At 63.9% G+C, this 21,617-nt stretch carries 20 protein-coding genes and 1 pseudogene; 7 read left to right on the top strand and 14 right to left on the bottom strand.

Annotation, left to right across the window (positions count from 1 at the left end):
* The first annotated feature begins 37 nt into the window (after positions 1-37).
* Entirely contained in the window at positions 38-1,537 is a 1,500-nt protein-coding gene (locus tag FOS14_RS15700; protein WP_143771757.1) for a trehalose-6-phosphate synthase, read from the top strand.
* Between the two features lie 14 nt (positions 1,538-1,551).
* On the opposite strand, the gene FOS14_RS15695 is transcribed toward FOS14_RS15700, so the two are convergent.
* The 12 genes from FOS14_RS15695 to FOS14_RS15640 form a co-directional block, all read right to left on the bottom strand.
* Positions 1,552-2,058: a h domain protein gene (locus tag FOS14_RS15695; protein WP_255450371.1), complete on the bottom strand. Its 507-nt coding sequence runs from the start codon at positions 2,056-2,058 to the stop codon at positions 1,552-1,554.
* Positions 2,055-2,741 carry a hypothetical protein gene (locus tag FOS14_RS15690; RefSeq protein ID WP_255450370.1) on the bottom strand — a complete coding sequence of 229 codons (687 nt, stop codon included), beginning with the start codon at positions 2,739-2,741 and terminating at the stop codon, positions 2,055-2,057. Before FOS14_RS15690 ends, FOS14_RS15695 begins: the two co-directional genes overlap by 4 nt.
* A complete protein-coding gene (locus FOS14_RS15685; protein ID WP_143771755.1) occupies positions 2,738-4,159 on the bottom strand; it encodes an MCE family protein in 1,422 nt (473 codons plus the stop codon). The genes FOS14_RS15690 and FOS14_RS15685 overlap by 4 nt, the downstream gene beginning before the upstream one ends.
* Positions 4,156-5,391: an MCE family protein gene (locus FOS14_RS15680; RefSeq protein WP_143771754.1), complete on the bottom strand. Its 1,236-nt coding sequence runs from the start codon at positions 5,389-5,391 to the stop codon at positions 4,156-4,158. Before FOS14_RS15680 ends, FOS14_RS15685 begins: the two co-directional genes overlap by 4 nt.
* Positions 5,388-6,659: an MCE family protein gene (locus FOS14_RS15675; RefSeq protein ID WP_143771753.1), complete on the bottom strand. Its 1,272-nt coding sequence runs from the start codon at positions 6,657-6,659 to the stop codon at positions 5,388-5,390. The genes FOS14_RS15680 and FOS14_RS15675 overlap by 4 nt, the downstream gene beginning before the upstream one ends.
* Positions 6,656-7,687: an MCE family protein gene (locus FOS14_RS15670; RefSeq protein ID WP_143771899.1), complete on the bottom strand. Its 1,032-nt coding sequence runs from the start codon at positions 7,685-7,687 to the stop codon at positions 6,656-6,658. The genes FOS14_RS15675 and FOS14_RS15670 overlap by 4 nt, the downstream gene beginning before the upstream one ends.
* A 29-nt stretch (positions 7,688-7,716) precedes the next feature.
* The gene (locus FOS14_RS15665) at positions 7,717-8,742 is read right to left on the bottom strand and encodes an MCE family protein (protein ID WP_143771752.1); all 1,026 of its coding nucleotides are present in this window, start codon (positions 8,740-8,742) and stop codon (positions 7,717-7,719) included.
* A complete protein-coding gene (locus tag FOS14_RS15660; RefSeq protein WP_143771751.1) occupies positions 8,739-9,917 on the bottom strand; it encodes an MCE family protein in 1,179 nt (392 codons plus the stop codon). Before FOS14_RS15660 ends, FOS14_RS15665 begins: the two co-directional genes overlap by 4 nt.
* Before the next feature lie 9 nt (positions 9,918-9,926).
* Complete coding sequence (locus FOS14_RS15655; protein ID WP_143771750.1) at positions 9,927-10,781, bottom strand: ABC transporter permease; 855 nt, start codon at positions 10,779-10,781, stop codon at positions 9,927-9,929.
* A gap of 5 nt (positions 10,782-10,786) precedes the next feature.
* Positions 10,787-11,551: an ABC transporter permease gene (locus tag FOS14_RS15650; protein ID WP_143771749.1), complete on the bottom strand. Its 765-nt coding sequence runs from the start codon at positions 11,549-11,551 to the stop codon at positions 10,787-10,789.
* Between the two features lie 524 nt (positions 11,552-12,075).
* Positions 12,076-12,987: a 3-oxoacyl-ACP reductase gene (locus FOS14_RS15645; protein WP_143771748.1), complete on the bottom strand. Its 912-nt coding sequence runs from the start codon at positions 12,985-12,987 to the stop codon at positions 12,076-12,078.
* 42 nt (positions 12,988-13,029) lie between these two features.
* Positions 13,030-13,221, bottom strand: coding sequence for a ferredoxin (locus tag FOS14_RS15640; RefSeq protein WP_143771747.1), 192 nt, complete (start codon positions 13,219-13,221; stop codon positions 13,030-13,032).
* Between the two features lie 136 nt (positions 13,222-13,357).
* Between FOS14_RS15640 and FOS14_RS15635 the strand changes: the two genes are divergently transcribed.
* From FOS14_RS15635 to FOS14_RS15625, 3 genes are read left to right on the top strand one after another with little or no spacing between them, the layout of a single operon-like run.
* Positions 13,358-14,548 carry an acyl-CoA dehydrogenase family protein gene (locus FOS14_RS15635; RefSeq protein ID WP_143771746.1) on the top strand — a complete coding sequence of 397 codons (1,191 nt, stop codon included), beginning with the start codon at positions 13,358-13,360 and terminating at the stop codon, positions 14,546-14,548.
* Positions 14,549-14,560: 12 nt separating this feature from the next.
* Complete coding sequence (locus tag FOS14_RS15630; RefSeq protein ID WP_143771745.1) at positions 14,561-15,679, top strand: acyl-CoA dehydrogenase family protein; 1,119 nt, start codon at positions 14,561-14,563, stop codon at positions 15,677-15,679.
* Positions 15,676-17,235 carry a long-chain-fatty-acid--CoA ligase gene (locus FOS14_RS15625; RefSeq protein WP_143771744.1) on the top strand — a complete coding sequence of 520 codons (1,560 nt, stop codon included), beginning with the start codon at positions 15,676-15,678 and terminating at the stop codon, positions 17,233-17,235. The genes FOS14_RS15630 and FOS14_RS15625 overlap by 4 nt, the downstream gene beginning before the upstream one ends.
* 32 nt (positions 17,236-17,267) lie before the next feature.
* Here FOS14_RS15625 and FOS14_RS15620 read toward each other — a convergent pair whose 3' ends face one another.
* A complete protein-coding gene (locus FOS14_RS15620; protein ID WP_143771743.1) occupies positions 17,268-18,392 on the bottom strand; it encodes a nitronate monooxygenase family protein in 1,125 nt (374 codons plus the stop codon).
* Positions 18,392-20,041, bottom strand: coding sequence for an acyl-CoA synthetase (locus tag FOS14_RS15615; protein ID WP_143771742.1), 1,650 nt, complete (start codon positions 20,039-20,041; stop codon positions 18,392-18,394). Before FOS14_RS15615 ends, FOS14_RS15620 begins: the two co-directional genes overlap by 1 nt.
* Positions 20,042-20,122: 81 nt before the next feature.
* Here FOS14_RS15615 and FOS14_RS15610 point away from each other — a divergent pair, with 81 nt between their 5' ends.
* The 3 genes and pseudogenes from FOS14_RS15610 to FOS14_RS15600 all read left to right on the top strand — a co-directional run.
* Positions 20,123-20,929, top strand: coding sequence for a crotonase/enoyl-CoA hydratase family protein (locus FOS14_RS15610; RefSeq protein WP_143771741.1), 807 nt, complete (start codon positions 20,123-20,125; stop codon positions 20,927-20,929).
* 215 nt (positions 20,930-21,144) lie between these two features.
* A complete protein-coding gene (locus FOS14_RS15605) occupies positions 21,145-21,324 on the top strand; it encodes a hypothetical protein (RefSeq protein WP_143771740.1) in 180 nt (59 codons plus the stop codon).
* Positions 21,325-21,452: 128 nt separating this feature from the next.
* Positions 21,453-21,617, top strand: a pseudogene (locus FOS14_RS15600) (IS256 family transposase); the annotation flags it as partial.

Here is a 21,617-nt window from a genome sequence, read left to right as displayed (position 1 = left end):
AAGCGAGACCTCCGATCACAACCCACAGGGGAAATACGTGTCGAGTAGCGCCGCCGAATCTGGCAGCACCGGATCAGATTTTGTTGTAGTCGCCAACCGGCTGCCGGTCGATCTGGAGAAGCTGCCGGACGGTGGAACTCGCTGGAAGCGCAGCCCCGGGGGCCTGGTCACCGCCTTGGAGCCGATTCTGCGCGGCAACAAGGGCGCCTGGATCGGCTGGCCCGGCGTGCCCGATCTGGAAGTGGACGCGATCGTCGAAGACGGTCTCGAGCTACATCCTGTTCCGCTCTCGTCGCGTGAGGTGGCCGAGTATTACGAGGGTTTCTCGAACGCGACATTGTGGCCGCTCTACCACGACGTCATCGTCAAGCCGGTGTACGACCGCGACTGGTGGACCACGTACGTCGAGGTGAACCGGCGGTTCGCGGAAGTGACCGCGAAGGTGGCCGCCGACGGTGCGACCGTGTGGATTCAGGACTACCAGCTGCAGTTGGTGCCCAAGATGCTGCGCATGCTGCGGCCCGACCTCACCATCGGCTTCTTCCTGCACATTCCGTTCCCGCCGGTCGAGCTGTTCATGCAATTACCGTGGCGGACGGAAATCGTCGAGGGACTGCTGGGCGCTGACCTCATCGGCTTCCATCTGCCCGGCGGCGCGCAGAACTTCCTCTACCTCGCTCGGCGGTTGGCCGGCCAGCCCACCTCCCGCGGCGCGGTCGGGGTGCGGTCGAAACTGGGCGTGGTGCAGGTCGGTTTCCGGACCGTCCGCGTGGGCGCGTTTCCCATCTCCATCGACTCGGGTCACCTCGATGAAATGGCGAGCAGCAGAGCCGTCCGCGATCGCGCCCGCGAGATCCGCAAGGAGCTCGGCGAGCCGAAGCGGATCATGCTTGGCGTGGATCGGCTCGACTACACCAAGGGCATCGACGTGCGGCTCAACGCGCTGCTCGAGTTGCTCGAAGAGGGCAGGGTCGACCCGCACGACACGATGATGGTCCAGCTGGCCACGCCGAGCCGGGAGCGCGTGGACAGTTACGTGCAGATGCGCAGCTCGATCGAGCGCCAGGTCGGCCGGATCAACGGCGAATACGGCCGGGTCGGCCGTCCTGTGGTGCACTACTTTCACCGGCCGGTCCCGCGTGACGAGCTCATCGCCTTCTTCGTCGCCGCCGACGTCATGCTGGTCACGCCGCTGCGCGACGGCATGAATCTGGTGGCCAAGGAATACGTAGCCTGTCACCACGACCTCAGCGGCGCCCTCGTCCTGAGCGAATTCACCGGCGCCGCAGCAGAATTGCGCCAGGCCTACCTGTGCAATCCGCATGATCTGGACAGCGTCAAGGACGCGATGGTGAAGGCGCTGACCCAGGATGAGGAATCCGGTCGGCGGCACATGCGCGCGCTGCGCCGCCAAGTGCTCTCGCACGACGTCGACCGCTGGGCAAAATCGTTCCTCGACGCGTTGACACGCGGCGGAGTCGCAGGATCGGCTCTGGTCGGCGTGGGTGAGCCGATCGCCAGCGACGCGGACGCCTAGATCCGGTTACCCGACTAGATCGGCGTCAGATTCGACACGAGCCAGCGACCGTCGACCTTGCTCATCTGCACCCGCACGCGACTTCCCGTGGTTGCGGCTTTGGGCGAATCCTTGCTGGTGGTCACCTGATTGAGAAACAGCAGCACAGTCGCGTCGCTCGGCCTGGCGTCCACCACCGCAGCGCCCTGGACCGACACCTTGACCGTCAACTGCTTCTCCTTGGCTCCCGGGATGATCGTCCCGTTCACCAGGTTCATGTACTGACCGCGGAAATCGCCCGTCAACCCATCCGCCGCCTTGGGCAGCGACTTGTCGACCGTGTTGAAGTCGTAGCCGAGCATCGCCTCGGCCTCGCTGCTCGCTGCCGCCACCGCGTCGGTGCGCGCCTGTTCGCTCTGCCGGTCGTGCATATATGCCAGGCCGAGAAGCACATTCGCCACGATCAACGCGACAACGACGATGCCACCGAGCCCGACGGCCAACTGGCGGGTGAGATTTCCCTTTTTCACAGCAATTTTCACGCGACGAATTCCACGTTCGAGGTGGCCATGTGGCCGTTTTCTTCGGTGACGGTGATACGCAGCCGGAAATCGCGTGGCTGCGGTTCCTTGGTGCCGGCGTTGGTCACCATGGACTTGGCCGCGACGAGCACGTCGGCGCTGTCACCGTATTCCTTTTCGATGCCCGCCTCGAGGATCTGACCGTTGGTTGCCACCTTCGCCTCCTCGACAACGCTGACGAACGGGTCGACCCGACCGGTGAATTCGTCCTTGAACTGCCCGGTGGCGTTGTCGAGGATGCGTTGCACGTCTTGCTTGGCGGTCTCGGGATGGATGGTGGTGAGGTTGAGCACCGTCTGGCGCGCGGCCTGAATGAACTCTTGTCGCTTGGCATCTCGTTGATCAGCCCGGTACTTCGCCCAGCCGAAGAAGGCCACGCCGCCGACCAGGGCGACCAGGACGATCGCCGCCGCCACGGACGCGATGATGCGGACCGCGCGACTCGGTGCCCGATGCTCGGTTGCTTCGGGGCTAGCCTCGGCTGCAGCGGACGTCTCGCCCGATTCCGCCACCGCGACTGCGGTCGTCGGCGCGGTGACGATCGCCGGTTCGGTAACGCCTTCGGGGGGCCCGGCGCGGCGCACCGCCCGGCGCCGCTTTCGAGTGGGGTCGAACTGATTGTGGGGGTTGGTCTCGTCCGTCATATGCCTTGCTGTTCCGTCATCATCGTCTGCCAGGTCGGCGCCGGCTTCGGCGCGCCGCCGGGTGCCAGCCCAGGCTGGCGGTAGATCTTGCCGTCCGGTCCCGCGAAGGTACCGGTCGCCGGGTCGTACGGCACGGTAGCCGGCGGGGCCGGTCCAGACTGGTCGCCATGGTAGGCGCTGGGGGCGGTCGTCCTGGCGGGCCGCGGCCATTGCTGCGGGCCGAACGGCGGATTGCTCCCCGTGGGCACATATCCCTCGGGGCTCTTGCACTGCTCCACGGTGGCCGCTCGCTTGCCCGGCGCCTCCATGCACGGCGTGTTTCGGGCGCCGCGAACGACCTCCGGCGCGTTCTGCGGAACCTGGCAGTACAGGTTCGGCGGCGTCTTGACCGGAGTCATGTCCGACGGTGACCGCCACTGGTTCCACGGAGTGAACCCGGTGGTGCAGCCGGGCGGATCATTGAGCTGCAGCATGAAGTCGACGATCGCGCCTTCGTCGAGCGGCCCGCGAACGGCTGTGAGCAGCGCGGCAACCAGCGGCGGATAGATCACGAGGATCTGTTCGATGCCGGGATTGTAGATCTCCGCCACCTGACCGACGCTGACCAGATTGCGCAGCAGGATCGGCAATGTAGGCCGCAGGTCCTGGAACAACTTGGTTGCTTCGGTGGTCGCGCCCGGGCCCTTTTCGATGATCGAGCGCAATTGCGGATCGCTCGTGCGCAGCTGGTCGGTGAACTTGGCCAGATCGGCGGTCCACTGCCGGACCGCGTCCGCGCTCTCGTTCTGGGTGTCCAGCAGCGGGCCGATCTGTTCGATCAGCTGCTTGGTCTGGTCCGAATTCTTGTTGGCCTCCTGCAATAGCAGGCGCGCCGAGTCCAGCAGCTTCTGCAGATCCGGCCCGGCGCCGTTGAACGCCTTGAACGCGGCGTCGACGAGAGTTCGCAGCCGAGTATCGGCGATTCCGGCGACCAGCTGATCGGCCCGGTCGAGCATCTGCCCGACATCTTGCGGCAGCCGGGTGTTCTGGACCGGAACAACGTCGCCGTCTGCCAGATCCGGCCCATTGCCGGAGTTCGGCACGAAGTCGACGTACTGCTCGCCCACCGCCGAGACCGATTTGACGTACGCGATGGAATCCATCGGAATCTTGTAGCCGCTGTCGATCGACAACTTGGCCTGCACGCCATCGGGCGTCAGCCGCACTTCGGTGACGCGGCCGACGTTGGTGCCTCGGTACGCCACATTCGCGTGCGGGTACAGCCCGCCGGTGGCATCGAGATCGACCGTCACGTCATACCGGCCGATCCCGAACATCGCCGGCAACTGCACATACACCGTCGCCATGACGACGACGCCGATGACTGTCAGGATCGAGAAGATGATCAGCTGCGCCCGGACGAACTTGGTAAGCATCATCGCGGGGGACCTCCCGGCGCCGGCGCGGTCAGTCCGGGAATCGCCGGCAAGCCGGGAATCTGCGGCAGGCCCGGGATAGCCGGCGCACCTGCAGGAGCGGGCGGCGGCGGCTGCAACGGCGCGGTCATGGGATTCTTCGCCTCACCTGCCACACCAGCGCTGCGGCCGAGTAAGCCCTCGACCCCGCCGAAGACGCCGCCGAGTCCCGTACCGGTAAGGAAGTTGGAATCCAGCCGCGGCCCGGTGAGGTCGACGGTCATCATCAAGTTCGCGTAGTCACCCTTGAGCCAGTGGTCGAGGTTGGTCATCGAGAACGGGAACGTGATCAGCAGCGGCAGCACGTCGGTCAGGTGGTTGCCGGTATCGGCCAGGGATTTGAGCACCGGCACAAGGTTTTTGAGGTTCGCCTTGAGGTTGTCACCACCGTTGTCGACAATCCGATTGGTCACGTCACTGAGCTTGCCCAGTGCGACAAGCGCACTGGTGATGTTCTGCCGCTCATCCACGAGGACCTTCAGCGCCGGCGGAATTCCGTCCAACGCGTTGGTGAGCACATCCTTGCGGCGCGCGAACGTGTCGGCCAACCGGTTGAGGCCATCGAGCGCAGCAACGATGTCGCCGCGCTGGTGGTCGAGTTGGGTGGTCAGATCGTTCAATTGCGGCAGCAGGTCCCGAACGGCGTCGGTGCGACCATCCAGCGCGGTGTTGAGCTCGCGTGTGATGTCCTGCAGCTGTGCGAGCCCGCCGCCGTTGAGCACCACCGAAAGCGAGGACAGCACCTGCTCGGTGGTCGGATAGGCGCCGGCCCGATCGAGCGGGATGAAGCGGACGTCGCGCAGGTTGCCTGTCGGGTCCTTCGGCTGCAGAAGTTCCACGTGGTTGGAACCAAGCAAGCTGGTCTGGCCGATCTTGGCGATCGCATTACCGGGCAGATTCACGTCGTTTTTGATGGAAACCGTTACCAGCGCGTGCCAGCCCTGCACCTCGATGTCGGTCACGGTGCCGACAGTCACGTCGTTGACCATTACCGGCGAATTCTGCGACAGCGTAGTCACATTGGGCATTTGGATCTGCACTGTGTAAGAGTCAGCCCCGACACCTTGCGCACCCGGCAGCGGCAGCGAATTCAGCCCCTTCCATTCGCAGCCCGTCACACCCAGCGCGGTGCACGCTACGATCGCCAGCACCCCGAAACCACGCCGCCAGCGCCTTTTCGGTACCGAACCGGTCATCGCCCACCCCCTGGAAGCAACAGCGCACCAAGATCTTTCGGCATCGGCGGCGCGGCCGGTGGAGCAGGAACCGGAGTGGCCCCGACGGGCGCCCGAGACGACAGCGACGGCGGACTGTATTCGATCTGGTTGGGGAAGGCCGCGACACCCGATGCCGGGTTGGTCAGCAGCGGTGGGTAATTCATGATCAGCGAGTTCAAAATGGGCGCAAGGTACTGCACGCACAGATTCGCCGACTTGTCCGAATCGTTGGCCTGCAATCCCTCGATGGAACCGCACAGGAAGTTCACCGGGTTGGCGAAGTTGCTCATCGAGATCGCGCCCGTCAGAGTGCCCTGTGCGGGCTTGTAAATCTGGTAGAAGTTGGCCAGCGCGGTCGGGGCAATGTGTAGCACCTGCTCGAGTTCCGGGCGCTTATCGACGAGCACCTGGGTGGCATCACCGAGTCTGGACACCGCCTCGCCGAGCTTCGCGCGGTTGTCGGCGACGAAGCGCTGCACGTTGCCGAGCGCGACATCGAGATCATCGAGGGCACGGCCGAGTTCGTCGGAACTGGATGCCAACACCTCTGAGACGGAGGCGAGCCGGCCCCCGAACTGCACGATCTGCTCATTGCTGTTGGACAGCGCCGAAACGAACTCCTCTAGGTTTCGGATCGTGCCGAAGAGGTCGGTCCTGCCGTCGGAAAGAATTGTCAGCGTGTGCGATAACTCGTGCAGCGTCGCGCGCAGCCGTTCCCCGTTGCCGTCGAGGTTTGCCGCGGCGGTATTGACGAAACGGCCGAATGAGCCTTGCTCCTCGCTACCTTGCGGTCCCAACGCGGTGGACAGCTTGGTCAGTTCTTTCTTGATGTCATCCCATTCGACGGGAACGGCAGTGCGCTGCAACGGGATTACGGCGCCGTCGGCCATGGTGGGGCCGCCGGTGTACACCGGCGCCAGCTGTACAAAGCGGGCCGATACCAGCGACTGCGCGATGATGACCGCCTTCGCATCAGCGGGAATCTTGTAGCTCGAATCCACCGACATCGTCACCTTGGACGATTCCGGTTGCGGCTCGATCGAATCCACATTGCCGATCTTGACGCCCAAGATTCGGACGTCGTCGCCGCCGTAGAGGCCGGTCGTCGACGAGAAGTATGCCGTGATCTTGGTGGTGGTGGCGCGTGCGACAACGAGGTAGACAACGGTGGCAATAATCGCGAGCACCACCACGATCGCTCCGAGGATCACCCACTTGCGGCGGGGCTTGGCCAGCAACGCGGTCATCGCTGATGATCCTTGAACTCAATGGAGGGCGGCGGGTTCAGGAAGATGTTCTGCAAGTCGGGCGGCAGGTGTTGCGGATCGATCAGGGCGTCCACCAAGCCCTGGAAGTACTTGCTCGAACCGAAGTTCTGCACGAACGCCTGGAAGTACGGGCCGCTACCCACCGCCTCGCCGAGCGCCGTCGCATATGGCCCCAAGCCGTCGAGCGCCTTGCCGATATTGTCCTTGTTCCGCTGCAGTACGGCCACAACACGATTCAGCTCGTCCAGCGTCGGGCCGAGTTGCTGGGAGTTGTCATGCACCAGTCCGGTGAGTTGCTGGGAAATGTAGGAAATGTTGGTAATCAACTGACTGATGGCGGCGCGCCGCCGGTCCAGCTCACCGAGCAAATCGTTGCCGTCGAGAAGCAGCGCATTGATCTGTCCCCCACGATCGGCCAAAACCTTTGTCACGCTTTGGGCTTTGTCGAGCAATTGGCGTAGGCTCTCGTCGCGGTCGTTGAGGCTCTTCGACAGCCGGGCCACTCCATCGAGGGCCGCCCGCAGGGGTGCGGGGGTGTTGGTCAACGCGTCGGACATCGTGTTCAGCGCCCGGTTGAGCTGGTCGGTGTTGAGGTCCTTCACCGTGTTGCTGAGGTCACCGAGAGCATCGTTGAGTGAATAGGGCGATGTGGTGCGGTCCAACGGAATTGTGTCGCCCGGTGTCAACGCTCCCGGCCCCTCCGGAGTCACCGACAGCGATTTACGCCCGAGCACCGTATTCGTCTTGATCGCCGCCCGGGTGTCCTGACCGAGCTGGATGCCGTTCGACATCGTGAAGGTAACGAGCACTTGTGGCCCCTCGAGTTTGATCGTGTCGACTCCGCCCACCTTCACCCCGGCAACCTCGACCGGGTCACCGGTCATCAGCCCACCAGCGTCGGCGAACTCCGCGCCGTAGCCGACACCCGAATGCAGGAACGGCAACCGGTCGTACTGCAGCGTCGCCAGCACGATCGCGATAGCGATCACGACGCCGACGATGCCCATCCGCACCAAATTGCTCTGCCTGTGCTCGTTCACGACGGCGCACACCTCCCCGACGTCTGCGCTGCGGGGAGTTTGATCAGGATGTCCTTCCCGTCCGGACCGCTGAACTTGAACTGCGTTGAGCAGACATAGAACTGGAAGAACGACCCGTACGCGCCGACGCGGATCAGCCGCTGAAATGCAGACGGCAGGCCGGCCAAAACCTTCTCGAAAGTGTCGGTGCCGGCATTGAGGTTGGTCGCGAGCCGATCAGCCTGGTTGATAGTGCCGGCCAAATCAGGACGAGAGCCTTCCAGCAGGTTCGCCAATTTGCCAGTGGCATCAGCGATTCGCGGAATCGCGTCGCCGATCGGGTCGCGGTCTGCGGACAGCCCGCTGATGAGTTGCTGCAGTCGGTCGAGCGTGGTCGAGAACTGATCGCCACGCGCGTCGATCGTCTTCAGCACGGTGTTCAAGTTGTTGATCACGTCACCGATCAGCTGGTCGCGGTCGGCGAGGGTCTTGGTGAACGAACCGGTGGTGCTCAGCAGCGACACCAGCGTGTCACCCTGGCCCTGAAAGACCTGCACCAGTGCGGATGTCAGCTGATTCACCTGTTGTGGATCCAGCGCACGCAGCAGCGGCTTGAATCCGCCGAGCAGCACGTCCAAGTCGAGCGCAGGGGCCGTCTGGGCGGTGCCTATGGTGCCGCCGTCTGGCAGGGTGTCCATCGAACCCGGACCCTCCATCAACTCCATGTAGCGGTCGCCAACGAGGTTCTCGTATCGGATCTGAGCCCGGGTGCTACGCAGCAGCGGATACTTGGATTCGACGTTGAAGTCGACGTGTGCGAGATCGTCCTTGCCGACCTTCACGGAGGTAACCGCACCGACGGGGACACCGGCAATGCGCACCTTCGATCCGGACTTCATTCCTGACGCGCTGGTGAACACCGCGTGATAGCTCTTGGTGCTCGCAAAACGTGCCTGGCTGAACACCACGCCGAGGAAGATCAGGATCAACACCATCACAAGGGCGAAGACCGAGAACTTCACAATGGTTGCGGTGTTTCTCATGGCCCCACCCCCGGGTACACGCCCGCGAACAGGATCTGGAAGACCTTCGGCGCGTTGAGCATCAGCTTGGTATTCGGCACATACGGGACGTTGGCCGTATCGGTCACCACGAACGGCGGCGCCGGATCGCTGGGCACCCGGCCGGGCAAACCTTCGCAGTGCGGGCCGCCGGTGGCGTTCACCTTCGGCAGGCTGTCGGGATACGTGTAGGGCTTTTGCCCGTACATGAACCCGGCATCGAGCGCGATGCCCTCCTGGTTACCGCCCTCGACCGCGTTGGCGATCGGCAGTGCCTTGTCCAACCCGATGATCAGGCAATTCAGCGCGGGCGAGTACTCGTTGAGCAGCCCTGTTGTCGGGCGCAACTCGTCGAGAGCGGTCACGAGGTTGTGTTCGTTCTCGTTGAGTACGCCGCCCGCGGTGTCGGACAGGCCGATCACGTCGAGCAGCAAGGTATCGAGGTTCTGTTGCTCATCGACGATGGTGCCGCTGGTCGCCGTAAAGTTCGAAATGATCTTCAGGAAGTCGTCAGAGGTGTCTGCGTACAGGTTGGTGACGCCGGCGGCGGAGGCGAAGTCCCGCTGCAGTTCCGGGAGCGAGGGATTCATCTTCTTCAGGTAGGTGTCGCCCGTGCTGAGCAGTTCGCCGATCTGCTGACCGCGGTTGCGGAATGCGGTCGACAACGCGCCGAGCGTCGCGTTGATCTTTTCCGGCTCCAGCTTCTGCAGAACATCGGAAAGATGTTGAAACAGCGTGTTGAACTCGACGGTGACCGAGGTCGCCGGAATGGTGGTGCCCGCCGCCAGATGATCCGGCGAGGCATGGGTCGGCGGCACCAAATTGACATACTTGGCGCCAAAGACGGTGGTGGACTTGATGTCTACCGTCGAGTTGGCGGGTATCAACTTCAGCATGTCCGGATACATGTTGAGCTTGAGCAGCGCCCCGCCGTTGGGGGTGTTCTCGATTGCGCCCACGCGACCGACCTCGACCCCGCGCATCTTCACCTTGGCGTCGGGGTCCATGACCAGACCGGCCCGCTTCGCGGTGATGTTGACGGGCACGGTTGCGACGAATCCGCCGGCAAACATGGTGAACGCGATCGCCGTGATACCGGCCAGCGTCGCGACAAGCGCGAGCGCCGCGAGGCGGCGAACCCATTTCTTTTCAGCCATATTCGCCACCTATCCCGACAGATGGAAGTTGCCGGAGGTGCCGTAGATGGCGAGGGAGATGAGCAGGGTCACCGTCACCACGGCGATCAGTGATGTCCGCACGGCGTTGCCCACGGCCACGCCGACACCGACCGGGCCACCGGAAGCGTTGAACCCGTAGTAGGTGTGGATCATCATGATCGCGACCGCCATGACGATCGCCTGCGCGAACGACCACAGGATGTCGGTGGGGATCAGGAATGTCGAGAAGTAGTGGTCGTAGACGCCGGGTGATTGACCATAGATATAGACAGTCGCGAACCGGCTGGCCAGGAACGAGGCAATAACAGCAAGCGAATACAGCGGAATGATCGCGATCATGCCGGCCATGACACGGGTGCTCACCAGATACGGAATCGATGGGATGGCCATCACTTCGAGCGCGTCGATCTCCTCGGAGACCCGCATCGCGCCGAGTTGCGCGGTCGAGCCGGCGCCGATTGTGGCGGCAAGTCCGATTCCCGCAATGACCGGCGCCGCGATCCGGACGTTGATGAACGCCGCGAAAAACCCGGTCAGCGCCTCGACCCCGATGTTGCCGAGCGAGCTGTAACCCTGCACAGCGATGGTGCCGCCTGCGAAGAGAGTGAGGAATCCGACGATCACCACCGTGCCGCCGATGACCGCGAGCGCGCCGGTGCCCATGCTGATTTCGGCGATCAGCCGGATGGTTTCCCGACGGTAGTGAATCAATGCCTTGGGTGCGTGGCCGATTGCGCGCGCATAAAAGATGGCGTGGTCGCCGATGGAGTCAACGTGGCCGACCGTGCGCTGATAGCGAGCCCGGGCCCGCGGGAAGCGTTGTGAGAGAACAGCCGTCGCCATACCGGTCACCGCGCCGTCAGCTTGATGCCGATGGCCGTGAGGACAACGTTCACCACGAACAACGCCATGAAGGAGAACACCACCGTCTGATTCACCGCATCGCCCACGCTCTTCGGACCACCCTTGACGTTGAGGCCAAGGTAACAAGCCATCAGACCGGCAATGAGGCCGAATGCCCCGGCTTTCGCCTGAGAGATCATCAACTCACCGAACCCGGTCAGCAACGTAATTCCGTTGACGAACGCGCCCGGGTTCACATCCTGCAAAAAGACGGAAAACAGGAATCCGCCGAGAATGCCGATGGTGCAGACCAACCCGTTGAGAAGCAGCGCCACCACCGTGGATGCGAGGACCCGGGGAACCACCAGTCGCTGAATGGGATTGATACCCAGCACCCGCATGGCGTCGATCTCTTCACGGATCGTGCGCGCGGCGAGGTCGGCACAGATCGCCGTCGCGCCGGCCCCGGCAACGATGAGCACGGTGACGATCGGCCCGACCTGAGTCACCGAACCGAGCGCAGCGCCGGCACCGCTCAAGTCGGCGGCACCGATCTCGCGGAGCAGGATGTTGATGGTGAAGCTCACCAGCACGGTGAACGGAACGGCGACCAACACCGTTGGAACTATCGAAACTCGGGCGACGAACCATGCCTGGTCGATGAATTCACGCCACTGGAACGGCCGACGCAGCGAGGAACGAGCCGTGTCGGCGATGAGTTCGAAGAACCCACCGACGGCCCGGAGAGGGACCGCAACGAGATCGTTCATCGCTCCTACTCGCGTCGACCGGGCATCATGGCACCTAGAGAGTGATCCGGGTCATACTAAACTGGAACACGTTCAGCCGTCAAAGGGCAGCCGAGCAACCGCTTGGTTTGCGAGCGGGCGGCGACCGCCCGTTGCCCCGACATACCCCCTGCCCTGGTGACCGAGCTAACCGTAGCCGATCGGTGTGACAGGTTCGCCGGGGGGTGAATATTCGTCGGCTACCTGCATAGATGCGTGGCGGTCGGATGGGCGGGAGATCTTTGCGGGGCCTCGATGACCCATCGCCGCGGCGTCCGCACGAGGCGCAATTTAAGGGGAATTCGGCACGGAAAGACCGCGGTGTCGGTAGCGAGACGAGCGCGCGGAGCCCAGCAAAACTAGAACCTGTGCTAAATTGACGCGCAGTAGCCGGAGTGCCATGACGTGCGCGCACGAGCGCGACGTCCCTCCCGACGAGCACGTCGGCACTCCACATATTTCAACATCTTGTTACCAATTCGCCTAGCTCGAGGCGAAATCGGGTATCAGTTTGCGCCGAGGCGGTTCAGAGCCTGACCGGCCGAGAACGTCTTGGCCGGGTCACGTTCGGCGAAATAGCCGGAAATCTCGGCAGCCAAGGTGTCCGCTGACCACGCGGCCCCGGCCGCGTCGAAGCGCGCCTCCACTTCCGGCGCCGCCATCAGGGCCACCATCGGGCCGTAAACAACGAACAGTTGACCGCTGACGTTTTCCGCGGCCGGCGAGGCCAGGAAGGCGACAAGCGTGGCGACATGGTCAGGCGAGAGCGGATCTATCTGCTCCTCGGCGTCGGCGGCCCCGAATACCGCCTCGGTCATCGACGTGCGGGCGCGCGGGCAAATCGCATTGGCGCGGACGCCGTAACGACCCAACGCCCGGGCCGCCGAGAGCGTCAGCGCGGTGATGCCCGCTTTCGCGGCACCGTAGTTGGGCTGACCCTCCGGGCCCAACAACCCCGCCTCCGACGAGGTATTGATCAGTCGTCCGTAAATCGGTTCACCCGCCGCCTTGGACTGCGACCGCCAATACGCGGCGGCGTTGCGGCAGAGCAGAAAATGCCCGCGCAGGTGGACCTTCACCACGAGGTCGAAGTCCTCGTCGGACATGTTGAAGAGCATCCGGTCGCGGACCACGCCGGCGTTGTTGACGACGACGTCGACTCCGCCGAACTTTTCTTGCGCGGCTTGCATCAACGCGTCGGCGGTTGACCGCTCGCCGACATCGCCGGCAACGAACTCGCACTTGGCGTGGGTCCGGATCTCGGCGAGCGTTTCCTCCACTGCGTCACCGGCATGCAGGTCGTTGATGACTACACTTGCCCCCGCCCGCGCCAAGGCAATCGCCTCTGCGCGACCGAGTCCGGCGCCCGCGCCGGTCACGATCGCTACTTTGCCGTCGAGCGTTCGAGTGTCGTTCATTGCGCCGACTTTAGAACGTGTTCTCGTTCAGGGCAACCACGGTCATTGCTGCAGACGCAGCGCCGCTTTGGGACATTGCGCCACCGCATCCTTCGCGTCGTCGAGGCGATCTTCCGGAAGCGGTCCCGGCGCGATGTGTAATTCGTCGTTGTCATCGAGTTCAAAGATGTCCGGGGCGATTCCCACGCAGACGCCGTTGGCCTCGCACTGCTCGCGATCGACCTTGATCTCCACTTGAAGCACTCCCCTTTCGCGCACCCACGCCACCATCGGCGCACCGTCACCTGCACGCCGCTGCTACTCAAGACTAGAACCTGTTCCACTTTTTGTGCAATGATTCAAGACAGGAGTTGTTCGAGAAGGGGCGCGCATGCAACTGACTTATACGCCGCAGCAGCAAGAACTTCGCGAGGAACTGCGCGCGTACTTCGCCAGGCTGATCACTCCCGAGCGCCGGGAGGCGCTGAGTGCGCAGACCGGGGAGGTCGGCTCGGGGACGGTGTACCGCGACATCGTGCGGGAGATGGGCCGCGACGGCTGGCTCACCCTGGGGTGGCCGAAAAAGTATGGCGGGCAGGAACGCCCGATGCTGGACCAATTGATCTTCACCGACGAGGCCGCGATCACGGGAGCACCGGTCCCGTTCCTCACCATCAACTCGGTGGCGCCGACGATCATGCATTACGGCAGCGAGGAGCAGAAGCGGTTCTTTCTGCCCAGGATTTCCGCCGGCGAGTTGCATTTCTCGATCGGCTATTCCGAACCCGGTGCCGGAACCGACTTGGCGAGTCTGCGCACCACAGCGGTACGCGATGGGTCGGACTGGATCATCAACGGCCAGAAGATGTGGACGAGCCTGATCGCGTATGCGGACTACGTGTGGCTGGCGTGCCGAACCGATCCGAGCGCCAAGAAGCACAAGGGCATCACGATGTTCATAGTGCCCACGACGGCCGAGGGCTTTTCGTGGACGCCGGTGCACACCATGGCCGGCCCGGACACCAGCGCCACCTACTACCAGGACGTCCGCGTGCCCGAAACAGCTGTGGTCGGCGACGTCAATGGCGGCTGGCCCCTGATGACCAATCAGCTCAACCATGAGCGGGTGGCGCTGACGTCGGCCGCTCCACTGCAGGTAGCGCTGCGGGAAGTCACCGAATGGGCCCAGCACACCAAGGCGGCCGACGGTTCCCGCGTCATCGATCGCGAGTGGGTGCAGATTGCGCTCGCCCGTGTCCACGCGAAGGTCGAGTACCTCAAGCTGATGAACTGGGAGATTGCCTGGCGCGCCAGCTCTGGTGACGCCGCGCCCCAGAAGTTCGACGCCTCGGCCTGCAAGGTCTACGGCACCGAGCTGGCCACCGAGGCGTACCGGACGCTGATGGAGGTCCTGGGCCCGCTCGCGACCTTGCGCCCCGATTCCCCGGGCGTGGCGCTGCGGGGCCGCATCGAACGGATGCACCGAGCGGCGCTGATCCTCACCTTCGGGGGCGGAACCAACGAAGTGCAGCGCGACATCATCGCCATGACCGCCCTCGGGCTCCCCCCGGCGCGGCGCTGAACGGAGACAGCAATGGATTTCACCCCCACCGAGGCGCAGCGCGACCTGGCACAGCTCACCAGAACCATCGCCGGGAAACTGCTGACGCCCCCGCGGCTCGCCGAACTCGACTCTGCGGCAAGTCGTTTCGACACCACGCTGTGGCATGCACTGGCCGATGCCGGCGTGCTGTCGGCAGCCTTGCCGGAATCGGTCGGCGGCAACGACTTAGGCGTTTTGGAACAGTGCAGCGTTCTGGTCGAACTCGGTCGCGCCGTCGCGCCGGTGCCGTATCTATGGTCGATTGCACTGGCCGGCAATGCCCTTGCCGAGTTCGGCACCGAAGCACAGCGCGACCTTGCCCGACGCGCCGCCGACGGTGACGTGGTTCTTACCGTCGCGCTCGACGAGGAGTGCAACGACGAACCGGCGCGCCCGGTCAGCACCGCGCAACCCGCTGCCGACGGCTGGACATTGCACGGGTCGAAGACGTTGGTGCCCTTTGGGGCCGTGGCACAGCTCCTGCTCGTACCGGCCGCGACACCGTCCGGCGTCGGCGTCTTCATCGTAGATATGTCCGCCCCCGGAGTCACCGTCACCGAGCAGCGGGTCACCGACCACAGCCCCGCCGCGATGATCGAGTTCAACGGTGTCCGCGTCGACGGCTCGGCGATGCTCGGGCGTCCCGATGAGGGCGGCGACATACTTCGTTGGTTGCAGGAACGCGCCATCGTGGGCGTCTGTGCGCAACAACTTGGCACCATCGAGCGCGCGCTCGAGCTGGTCAGCGAATACGCTCGCGAACGGGTCCAATTCGACCGCCCGATAGGCAGTTTCCAGGCTGTCGCGCAACGGTTGGCCGATGCCTACATCGATGTGCAGGGCGCCCGGCTGACCATGTGGCAGGCGGCATGGTCGCTCGCCGAGGGACTGCCGAGCGACGCAGAGGTGTTTACCGCCAAGTTCTGGGCCGCCGAGGCCGGCCACCGGGTGGCCCATACCGTGATCCACGTCCACGGCGGCGTCGGACTGGATACTGACCATCCTGTGCATCGATACTTCCTGGCCGCCAAGCAAAATGAGTTCGCACTCGGCGGTGCGACCGAGCAACTACGCCGGCTCGGTGCGACGCTGGCCAGCGTCCCGGCATGACCGAGACCGTCGCCGCCCTGCTGACGCGGTTGCGCACCGATACGGTGCACGGCCTGCACTTCGAAGACGAGAAGTACTCCTGGGCATCCCATTACGAGCAGAGTGCGCGGCGGGTAGCCGTGTTAGGTGAGTTGCTCGCGCCGGATCGGCCGCCGCACTTCGGCGTCTTGCTCGACAACGTCCCCGAGTTCTCGTTCCTGCTCGGCGCGGCGGCCCTGTCGGGATCCGTTCTGGTCGGCCTGAATTCGACGCGTCGTGGAAGCGCGCTGGCCCGCGACATTTGCCTTTCGGATTGCCAGGTGGTGCTGACCGAGCAACGTCATCGAGAATTGCTGAACGGTTTGGACCTCGACGGAATTCAGATTATCGAGGTAGACGGGCCCGACTGGTCGGAAGTAGTGGAACGCAATCGCGACGCCGACCCGGCGCCCATCGTCGCAACCCCGGACGACCTGCTCATGCTGGTGTTCACCTCGGGCACGAGCGGCGAACCAAAAGCCGTGCGCTGCACCCACCGAAAGGTGTGCTGGCCGGGGATCATGCTGACGGACCGGTTCGGACTGACCGAGCACGACACGGTCTACGTGTCGATGCCGATGTTTCACTCCAACGCGATCATGGCTGGCTGGTCCGTCGCGTTGGCCGCGGGATCGAACCTCGTATTGCGCCGCAGGTTTTCGGCATCACAGTTCTTCGACGACGTACGCCGGTACGGCGTCACCTACGCCAACTACGTCGGCAAGCCGCTGGCGTACATCTTGCAGACACCGCCCCGTCCGGACGACGCCGACAATCCGCTTCGCCTCATGTACGGCAATGAAGGATCGACGCGACTCGTTCGCGAGTTCGCCCGCCGTTTCGACGTGACGGTGCTCGACGCGTTCGGGTCGAGCGAAGGCGGGATCGCGATCTCGCCCGATCCTGCGGCACCACCGGGCGCGCTGGGACGCCTGCCCGAGGGCATCGCTGTCGTTTCACCTGATACGGATGAGCCCTGTCCGCCTGCTCGATTCGATGCGGCGGGCAATCTACTTAATGCGGATGAGGCCATCGGCGAACTGGTCAATATGGCCGGACCCGGAGCGTTCGCCGGCTACTACAACGACCCCGCCGCAACCGCCGAGCGTATGCGCGGCGGGAAGTACCGCAGCGGCGATCTGGCGTACTGCGATGCAGCGGGATACGTCTACTTCGCGGGCCGCACCAGCGGTTGGATGCGTGTCGACGGCGAAAATATCGCCGTCGCCCCGATCGAACGAATCCTGTTGCGTCATCCAGCGATCTCGGTGGCCACCGTTTACGGCATTCCGGATTCCGATGGCGGAGACAAGGTAATGGCGGCAGTTATGGCCGACCGACACATCGACGCGGACGAATTGGTCGAGTTTCTAGCCGGTCAGACTGATCTAGGGCCAAAGCAGGTGCCCTCCTACGTTCGGGTGTGTCGAGACCTGCCGCGGACCGCGTCGTTCAAGACACTCACCCGAATGTTGCAGGCAGAAGGCCTGAACTGCGACGACCAAGTCCTGTGCGTGAATTTTCACCGCGCGCGGTGAAAATTCACGCACAGGGGGGTCGGGCTGAACGGTTACGCCTCGCGCGCCTGACCGATTCGGTCTGCCGCCGCCTCGAACTCGTCGAGCAATTGCCGCATTACGTCGGCCACCGGGCGAATCTCATTCATGCGCCCCACTATTTGGCCGACCGGCATGGCCACCACTTCCGGGTCGGACGACGCGGCGATGCGCTGATGTGCCTCGCTCACCAGGATGTTCTGCAACGGCATGGGAAGCGGCTCCGGCGCATCGGGTTTCGACCACGCGTCGGTCCATTTCGTCTTCAGTAGTCGGGCGGGCTTTCCGGAAAAAATGCGAGTCCGCACGGTATCGGATGAGCTGGCACCCAGCAGGGCTTTCTGGACCACCGAGGGGCCCTCGCTCGCGGCCGCGCTGCCGAGCTTGTACTCGGAGCAGGTGAGCCAGTACGAACCCATCCACACGCCCTCGGCACCCAACGCGAGCGCCGCCGCCACCTGACGGCCACTGCCGATTCCACCGGCTGCCAACACGTGCGCGCCGGCGCCGACGGCGTCCACGATCTCGGGCACCAACACCATCGACGCAATCTCGCCGGTATGGCCCCCGGCCTCGTAGCCCTGCGCAATGACGATATCGACGCCGTTGGCTACGTGGCTCTTCGCGTGCGCGACAGCACCCGCCAAGGCCGCGACCGGCACGTTGTGCGCATGTGCTTGCTCGATGACATCCGGCGGCGGGGAGCCGAGTGCGTTGGCGATCAGCTTGATTGGGTGCTTGAGCGCCACGTCGACATGTGAACGGGCTACCGAGTGCAGCCATCCGAGAACGCCGACCGCGTGGTCGTGGCCCGTGTCCAGGGGCGGCACGTTCAGATCGGCGAGCGTGCGTTCCACAAACGCCCGGTGTTCCGGCGGAATCATCGATTCCAGATCGACCGCCGACCCCTCGGTGGGAATCTTCGCCGGCATGACGATGTCCACGCCGTAGGGCCTGCCGTCGGTGTTGGCATCCATCCAGTCGAGCACCGCGTCGAGCTCATCGGCGTCGTTGAACCGAACGCAGCCAAGTACTCCCAGCCCGCCGGCCCGACTGATTGCCGCGGCGACGTGCTCGGAGGGGGTGAACCCGAAGATCGGGTAGTCGATGCCGAAGGTGTCGCAAATAGGGGTACGCATCAGCCGACCGCCGCGGAATCCGTCGCGCCCACTCCGGAATCCGGGGGTCGCTGCTCGGTTTGCTCGGTGGCCCAGCGGTAGTTCGGCTTGCCCGCGGGCGAGCGCTTGATCTCCTCGACGTACCAGATGCTGCGCGGCAACTTGTAGGACGCGATCTCCTTGAGCAGCGCCGGTCGCAGTTCTTCGCAGCTCGGTCGGGTACCTGGCCGGGGCTGCACGACGGCCGAAACCCGTTGGCCGAAGCGCTCATCCGGCACGCCGACGACGAGCGCATCGAACACGTCGGGATGTGACTTGAGTGCGCCCTCGACCTCTTCCGGATAAATCTTCTCCCCGCCGCTGTTGATGCTCACCGACCCGCGACCCAGCATTGTCACCGTGCCGTCGGCTTCGACCCTGGCGAAATCGCCGGGTATCGAGTAACGAACGCCGTTGAACTCCTTGAACGTTGCCTTGCTCTTCACTTCATCCTTGTAGTAGCCGATCGGGATGTTCCCGCTGCGCGCGAGCAACCCGACCTCGCCCGAACCCGGCTCGACGGGAGTACCGTCGTCACGCAAAACTTGTGTCGACGCATCGATTTTCACCCGCGGGCCACCGGCGTGCTCCGCGCCCTTGGTCACCAGGCTCAGGCCACCGAAGCCGGTTTCCGACGAACCGATCGAGTCGCTGATCATCCGGTTCGGCAGCAGTTCTACGTACTTGTCCTTGATCGCCGGCGAGAACAGCGCGGCACTGCTCGCGATGACGTAGAGCGTTGACAGGTCGTACTTTTCGCCGGTTTCCGGGTGTCCCTCTACCAGGGCATCGAGCATCGGGCGGGCCATCGCGTCACCGGTGATGAAGATGAGGTTGACTCCGTGGCGGTCGATGGCCTGCCACACACCGTGGCCGCTGAACTCCGGCAGCATCACCGTCTTACCGCCGCCGAAAAGGCTTTGGAAGGTTGCCCACTGAGCGCCGCCATGAATCATCGGCGGGATCGGATACCGGGTCATCGGTGGGTTCTGCGCGCCGACCTTCGCCAGTTCCCACTCGTCGTTGACATATTCGCCGGTCATGAAGTTGATACCGCCGCCGAGCACCCGCCAGACGTCCTCGTGGCGCCACATCACGCCCTTGGGGTTGCCGGTGGTACCGCCCGTGTAGAGCATGTACAGGTCGTCACCGGAGCGTTCGCCGAAGTCGCGCTCTGGGCTTGCCGCCGTCAACGCCTGCTCGTACTCGACTCCTTCGAACGGCAGGTCGGTGCCGTCTTCGACGACCACCGTGCACGTGAGTAGCGGTGTCTTCGCCCGAACGTTCGCGACCTTGTCGGAGTATCGGCGCTCATGGATCAACGCCACCATGTCGGAGTTGTCGAAGATGTATTGCAACTCGTTCTCGACGTAGCGGTAGTTGACGTTGACCATCACGGCGCGGAGTTTGAAGATGGCCACCATCGCCTCGACGGCCTCGATGGTGTTGCGTGAGTAGATGCCCACCTTGTCGCCCTGCTTGACGCCCTGTTTCTGCAGGTGATGGGCGAGCCGGTTGGTGCGCTCCTCCATCTGCGCGTAAGTCACTTCGCGCCGGTCGTCCAACAGTGCGACACGCTCGCGCATCAGGTCGACGGCGTGCTCGACAAGGTCTGCAATGTTATAGGCCACGACACCTAAATTAGAACGTGTTACTGTTTTCTGCAAGACCCGAATGAGACCGAGCCCACAGGCGATCGAGGTGCAACAACAGTGTCTATCAACTCCGATTCCGCCGAGCCCCATTGCCTCATCGAGCAGCGCGGACACATTCTCATCGTCACCATGAACCGGCCCGCGGCGCGTAACGCGTTGTCTGCCGAGATGATGGCGATCATGCGCGACGCGTGGGATCGCGTCGATTCCGACCCGGAGATCCGGGTGGCGATTCTGACTGGCGCAGGTGGCGCTTTCTGCGCTGGAGCCGACCTGAAGGCCATGACGTCGACGCATCCGGGAGACAGCTTTTCCGGTGGCGGATGGGACCTGTCCCGGATCGACGCGCTACTCAAAGGGCGTCGCCTGACCAAGCCGCTCATCGCGGCGGTCGAGGGCGCGGCAATCGCCGGCGGCACCGAAATTCTGCAGGGAACCGACATTCGGGTGGCCGGTGAAAGCGCGAGGTTCGGGGTCTCCGAGGCACGCTGGGGCCTGTTCCCGCTCGGCGGGTCCGCGGTTCGACTGGTGCGCCAGATTCCCTACACGGTCGCCGCCGACATCCTGTTGACCGGACGGCACATCCGCGCGGCGGAAGCCAAGGAGATTGGACTCATCGGTCATGTGGTGCCGGACGGCCAGGCGCTGAGCAAGGCGCTGGAGTTGGCGGAGCTGATCTGCGCCAACGGTCCACTGGCGGTGCAAGCGATCTTGAAGACCATCCGAGATACCGAAGGCATGCACGAGGAAGAAGCGTTCAAGATCGACGCTCAACTCGGCACCAAGGTCTTCATGTCCGCCGATGCCAAGGAGGGGCCACGGGCATTCGCGGACAAACGGACACCGGTCTTTCGCGGCGAGTAGCCCTCAGGCAACCTCACTCTCCAGAGCCGCAACAAAGTTGAGTTAGTCGAATTGCTCGCCCATCGAGCCAAACCGCGTGGAAATCGACTAACTCGATGGGTGCCGATTCCGGTCCGTCCCGACACAAAACTCGCGGCGGCACAATTTCGCGCGCGGCGCGACAACGGTGCGCGCATAAGAGGCAATCGAGGCGGTGACGCAGTTAGCGTCCGGCCATGCCGACCAACTCAGACTTCCTTTTCGTAGATGCCGACGCGCTCGAGGCGTTCGGCATCCAGCTCCGCGCGATCGGCGATCGCGTCGCCGTCCCGCACATTCCCACCACACCTGTCATGCCTGGATCGCCGATCAGCGCTTCTGCCTTGGCCGCGCAGACGGCTGTCGCTGCGGAGTAGTGCCCCATAGAGTGGTGTAACTCGGTGGCCGAGATCGTCTCCGACATCCGTGTCGTTGACGGATGTAGAGCGGCCACCGCGTGATCTTTCGAGTCAACCGTCTAAAGAATCCTCGAGGAGTCATCGCGATGACCGCACCCCATATTGTCGACCCTGCAGGCCTGCTTGGCCAAGCCCTATCTGACGCGTCGCCGGATCTGATGCGCGAGCTGCTGCAGACCATGATCAACGCACTGCTCTCCGCCGATGCCGACGCTGTGTGCGGCGCCGAGTGGAACGCCCGCTCGGCTGAG

Source organism: Skermania sp. ID1734, from assembly GCF_007489285.1.
Taxonomy (GTDB): Bacteria; Actinomycetota; Actinomycetes; order Mycobacteriales; family Mycobacteriaceae; genus ID1734.
This window is presented reverse-complemented; position numbering and strand designations above follow the sequence as displayed.

What these genes read in the sequence shown, in the direction of transcription:
- FOS14_RS15655 (WP_143771750.1), bottom strand. Translation starts at nt 10,781, where the DNA reads ATGGCGACGGCTGTTCTCTCACAACGCTTCCCGCGGGCCCGGGCTCGC.
- FOS14_RS15630 (WP_143771745.1), top strand. Translation starts at nt 14,561, where the DNA reads ATGGATTTCACCCCCACCGAGGCGCAGCGCGACCTGGCACAGCTCACC.
- FOS14_RS15625 (WP_143771744.1), top strand. Translation starts at nt 15,676, where the DNA reads ATGACCGAGACCGTCGCCGCCCTGCTGACGCGGTTGCGCACCGATACG.
- FOS14_RS15650 (WP_143771749.1), bottom strand. Translation starts at nt 11,551, where the DNA reads ATGAACGATCTCGTTGCGGTCCCTCTCCGGGCCGTCGGTGGGTTCTTC.
- FOS14_RS15645 (WP_143771748.1), bottom strand. Translation starts at nt 12,987, where the DNA reads ATGAACGACACTCGAACGCTCGACGGCAAAGTAGCGATCGTGACCGGC.
- FOS14_RS15620 (WP_143771743.1), bottom strand. Translation starts at nt 18,392, where the DNA reads ATGCGTACCCCTATTTGCGACACCTTCGGCATCGACTACCCGATCTTC.
- FOS14_RS15690 (WP_255450370.1), bottom strand. Translation starts at nt 2,741, where the DNA reads ATGACGGACGAGACCAACCCCCACAATCAGTTCGACCCCACTCGAAAG.
- FOS14_RS15685 (WP_143771755.1), bottom strand. Translation starts at nt 4,159, where the DNA reads ATGATGCTTACCAAGTTCGTCCGGGCGCAGCTGATCATCTTCTCGATC.
- FOS14_RS15680 (WP_143771754.1), bottom strand. Translation starts at nt 5,391, where the DNA reads ATGACCGGTTCGGTACCGAAAAGGCGCTGGCGGCGTGGTTTCGGGGTG.
- FOS14_RS15605 (WP_143771740.1), top strand. Translation starts at nt 21,145, where the DNA reads ATGCCGACCAACTCAGACTTCCTTTTCGTAGATGCCGACGCGCTCGAG.
- FOS14_RS15635 (WP_143771746.1), top strand. Translation starts at nt 13,358, where the DNA reads ATGCAACTGACTTATACGCCGCAGCAGCAAGAACTTCGCGAGGAACTG.
- FOS14_RS15660 (WP_143771751.1), bottom strand. Translation starts at nt 9,917, where the DNA reads ATGGCTGAAAAGAAATGGGTTCGCCGCCTCGCGGCGCTCGCGCTTGTC.
- FOS14_RS15665 (WP_143771752.1), bottom strand. Translation starts at nt 8,742, where the DNA reads ATGAGAAACACCGCAACCATTGTGAAGTTCTCGGTCTTCGCCCTTGTG.
- FOS14_RS15670 (WP_143771899.1), bottom strand. Translation starts at nt 7,687, where the DNA reads ATGGGCATCGTCGGCGTCGTGATCGCTATCGCGATCGTGCTGGCGACG.
- FOS14_RS15675 (WP_143771753.1), bottom strand. Translation starts at nt 6,659, where the DNA reads ATGACCGCGTTGCTGGCCAAGCCCCGCCGCAAGTGGGTGATCCTCGGA.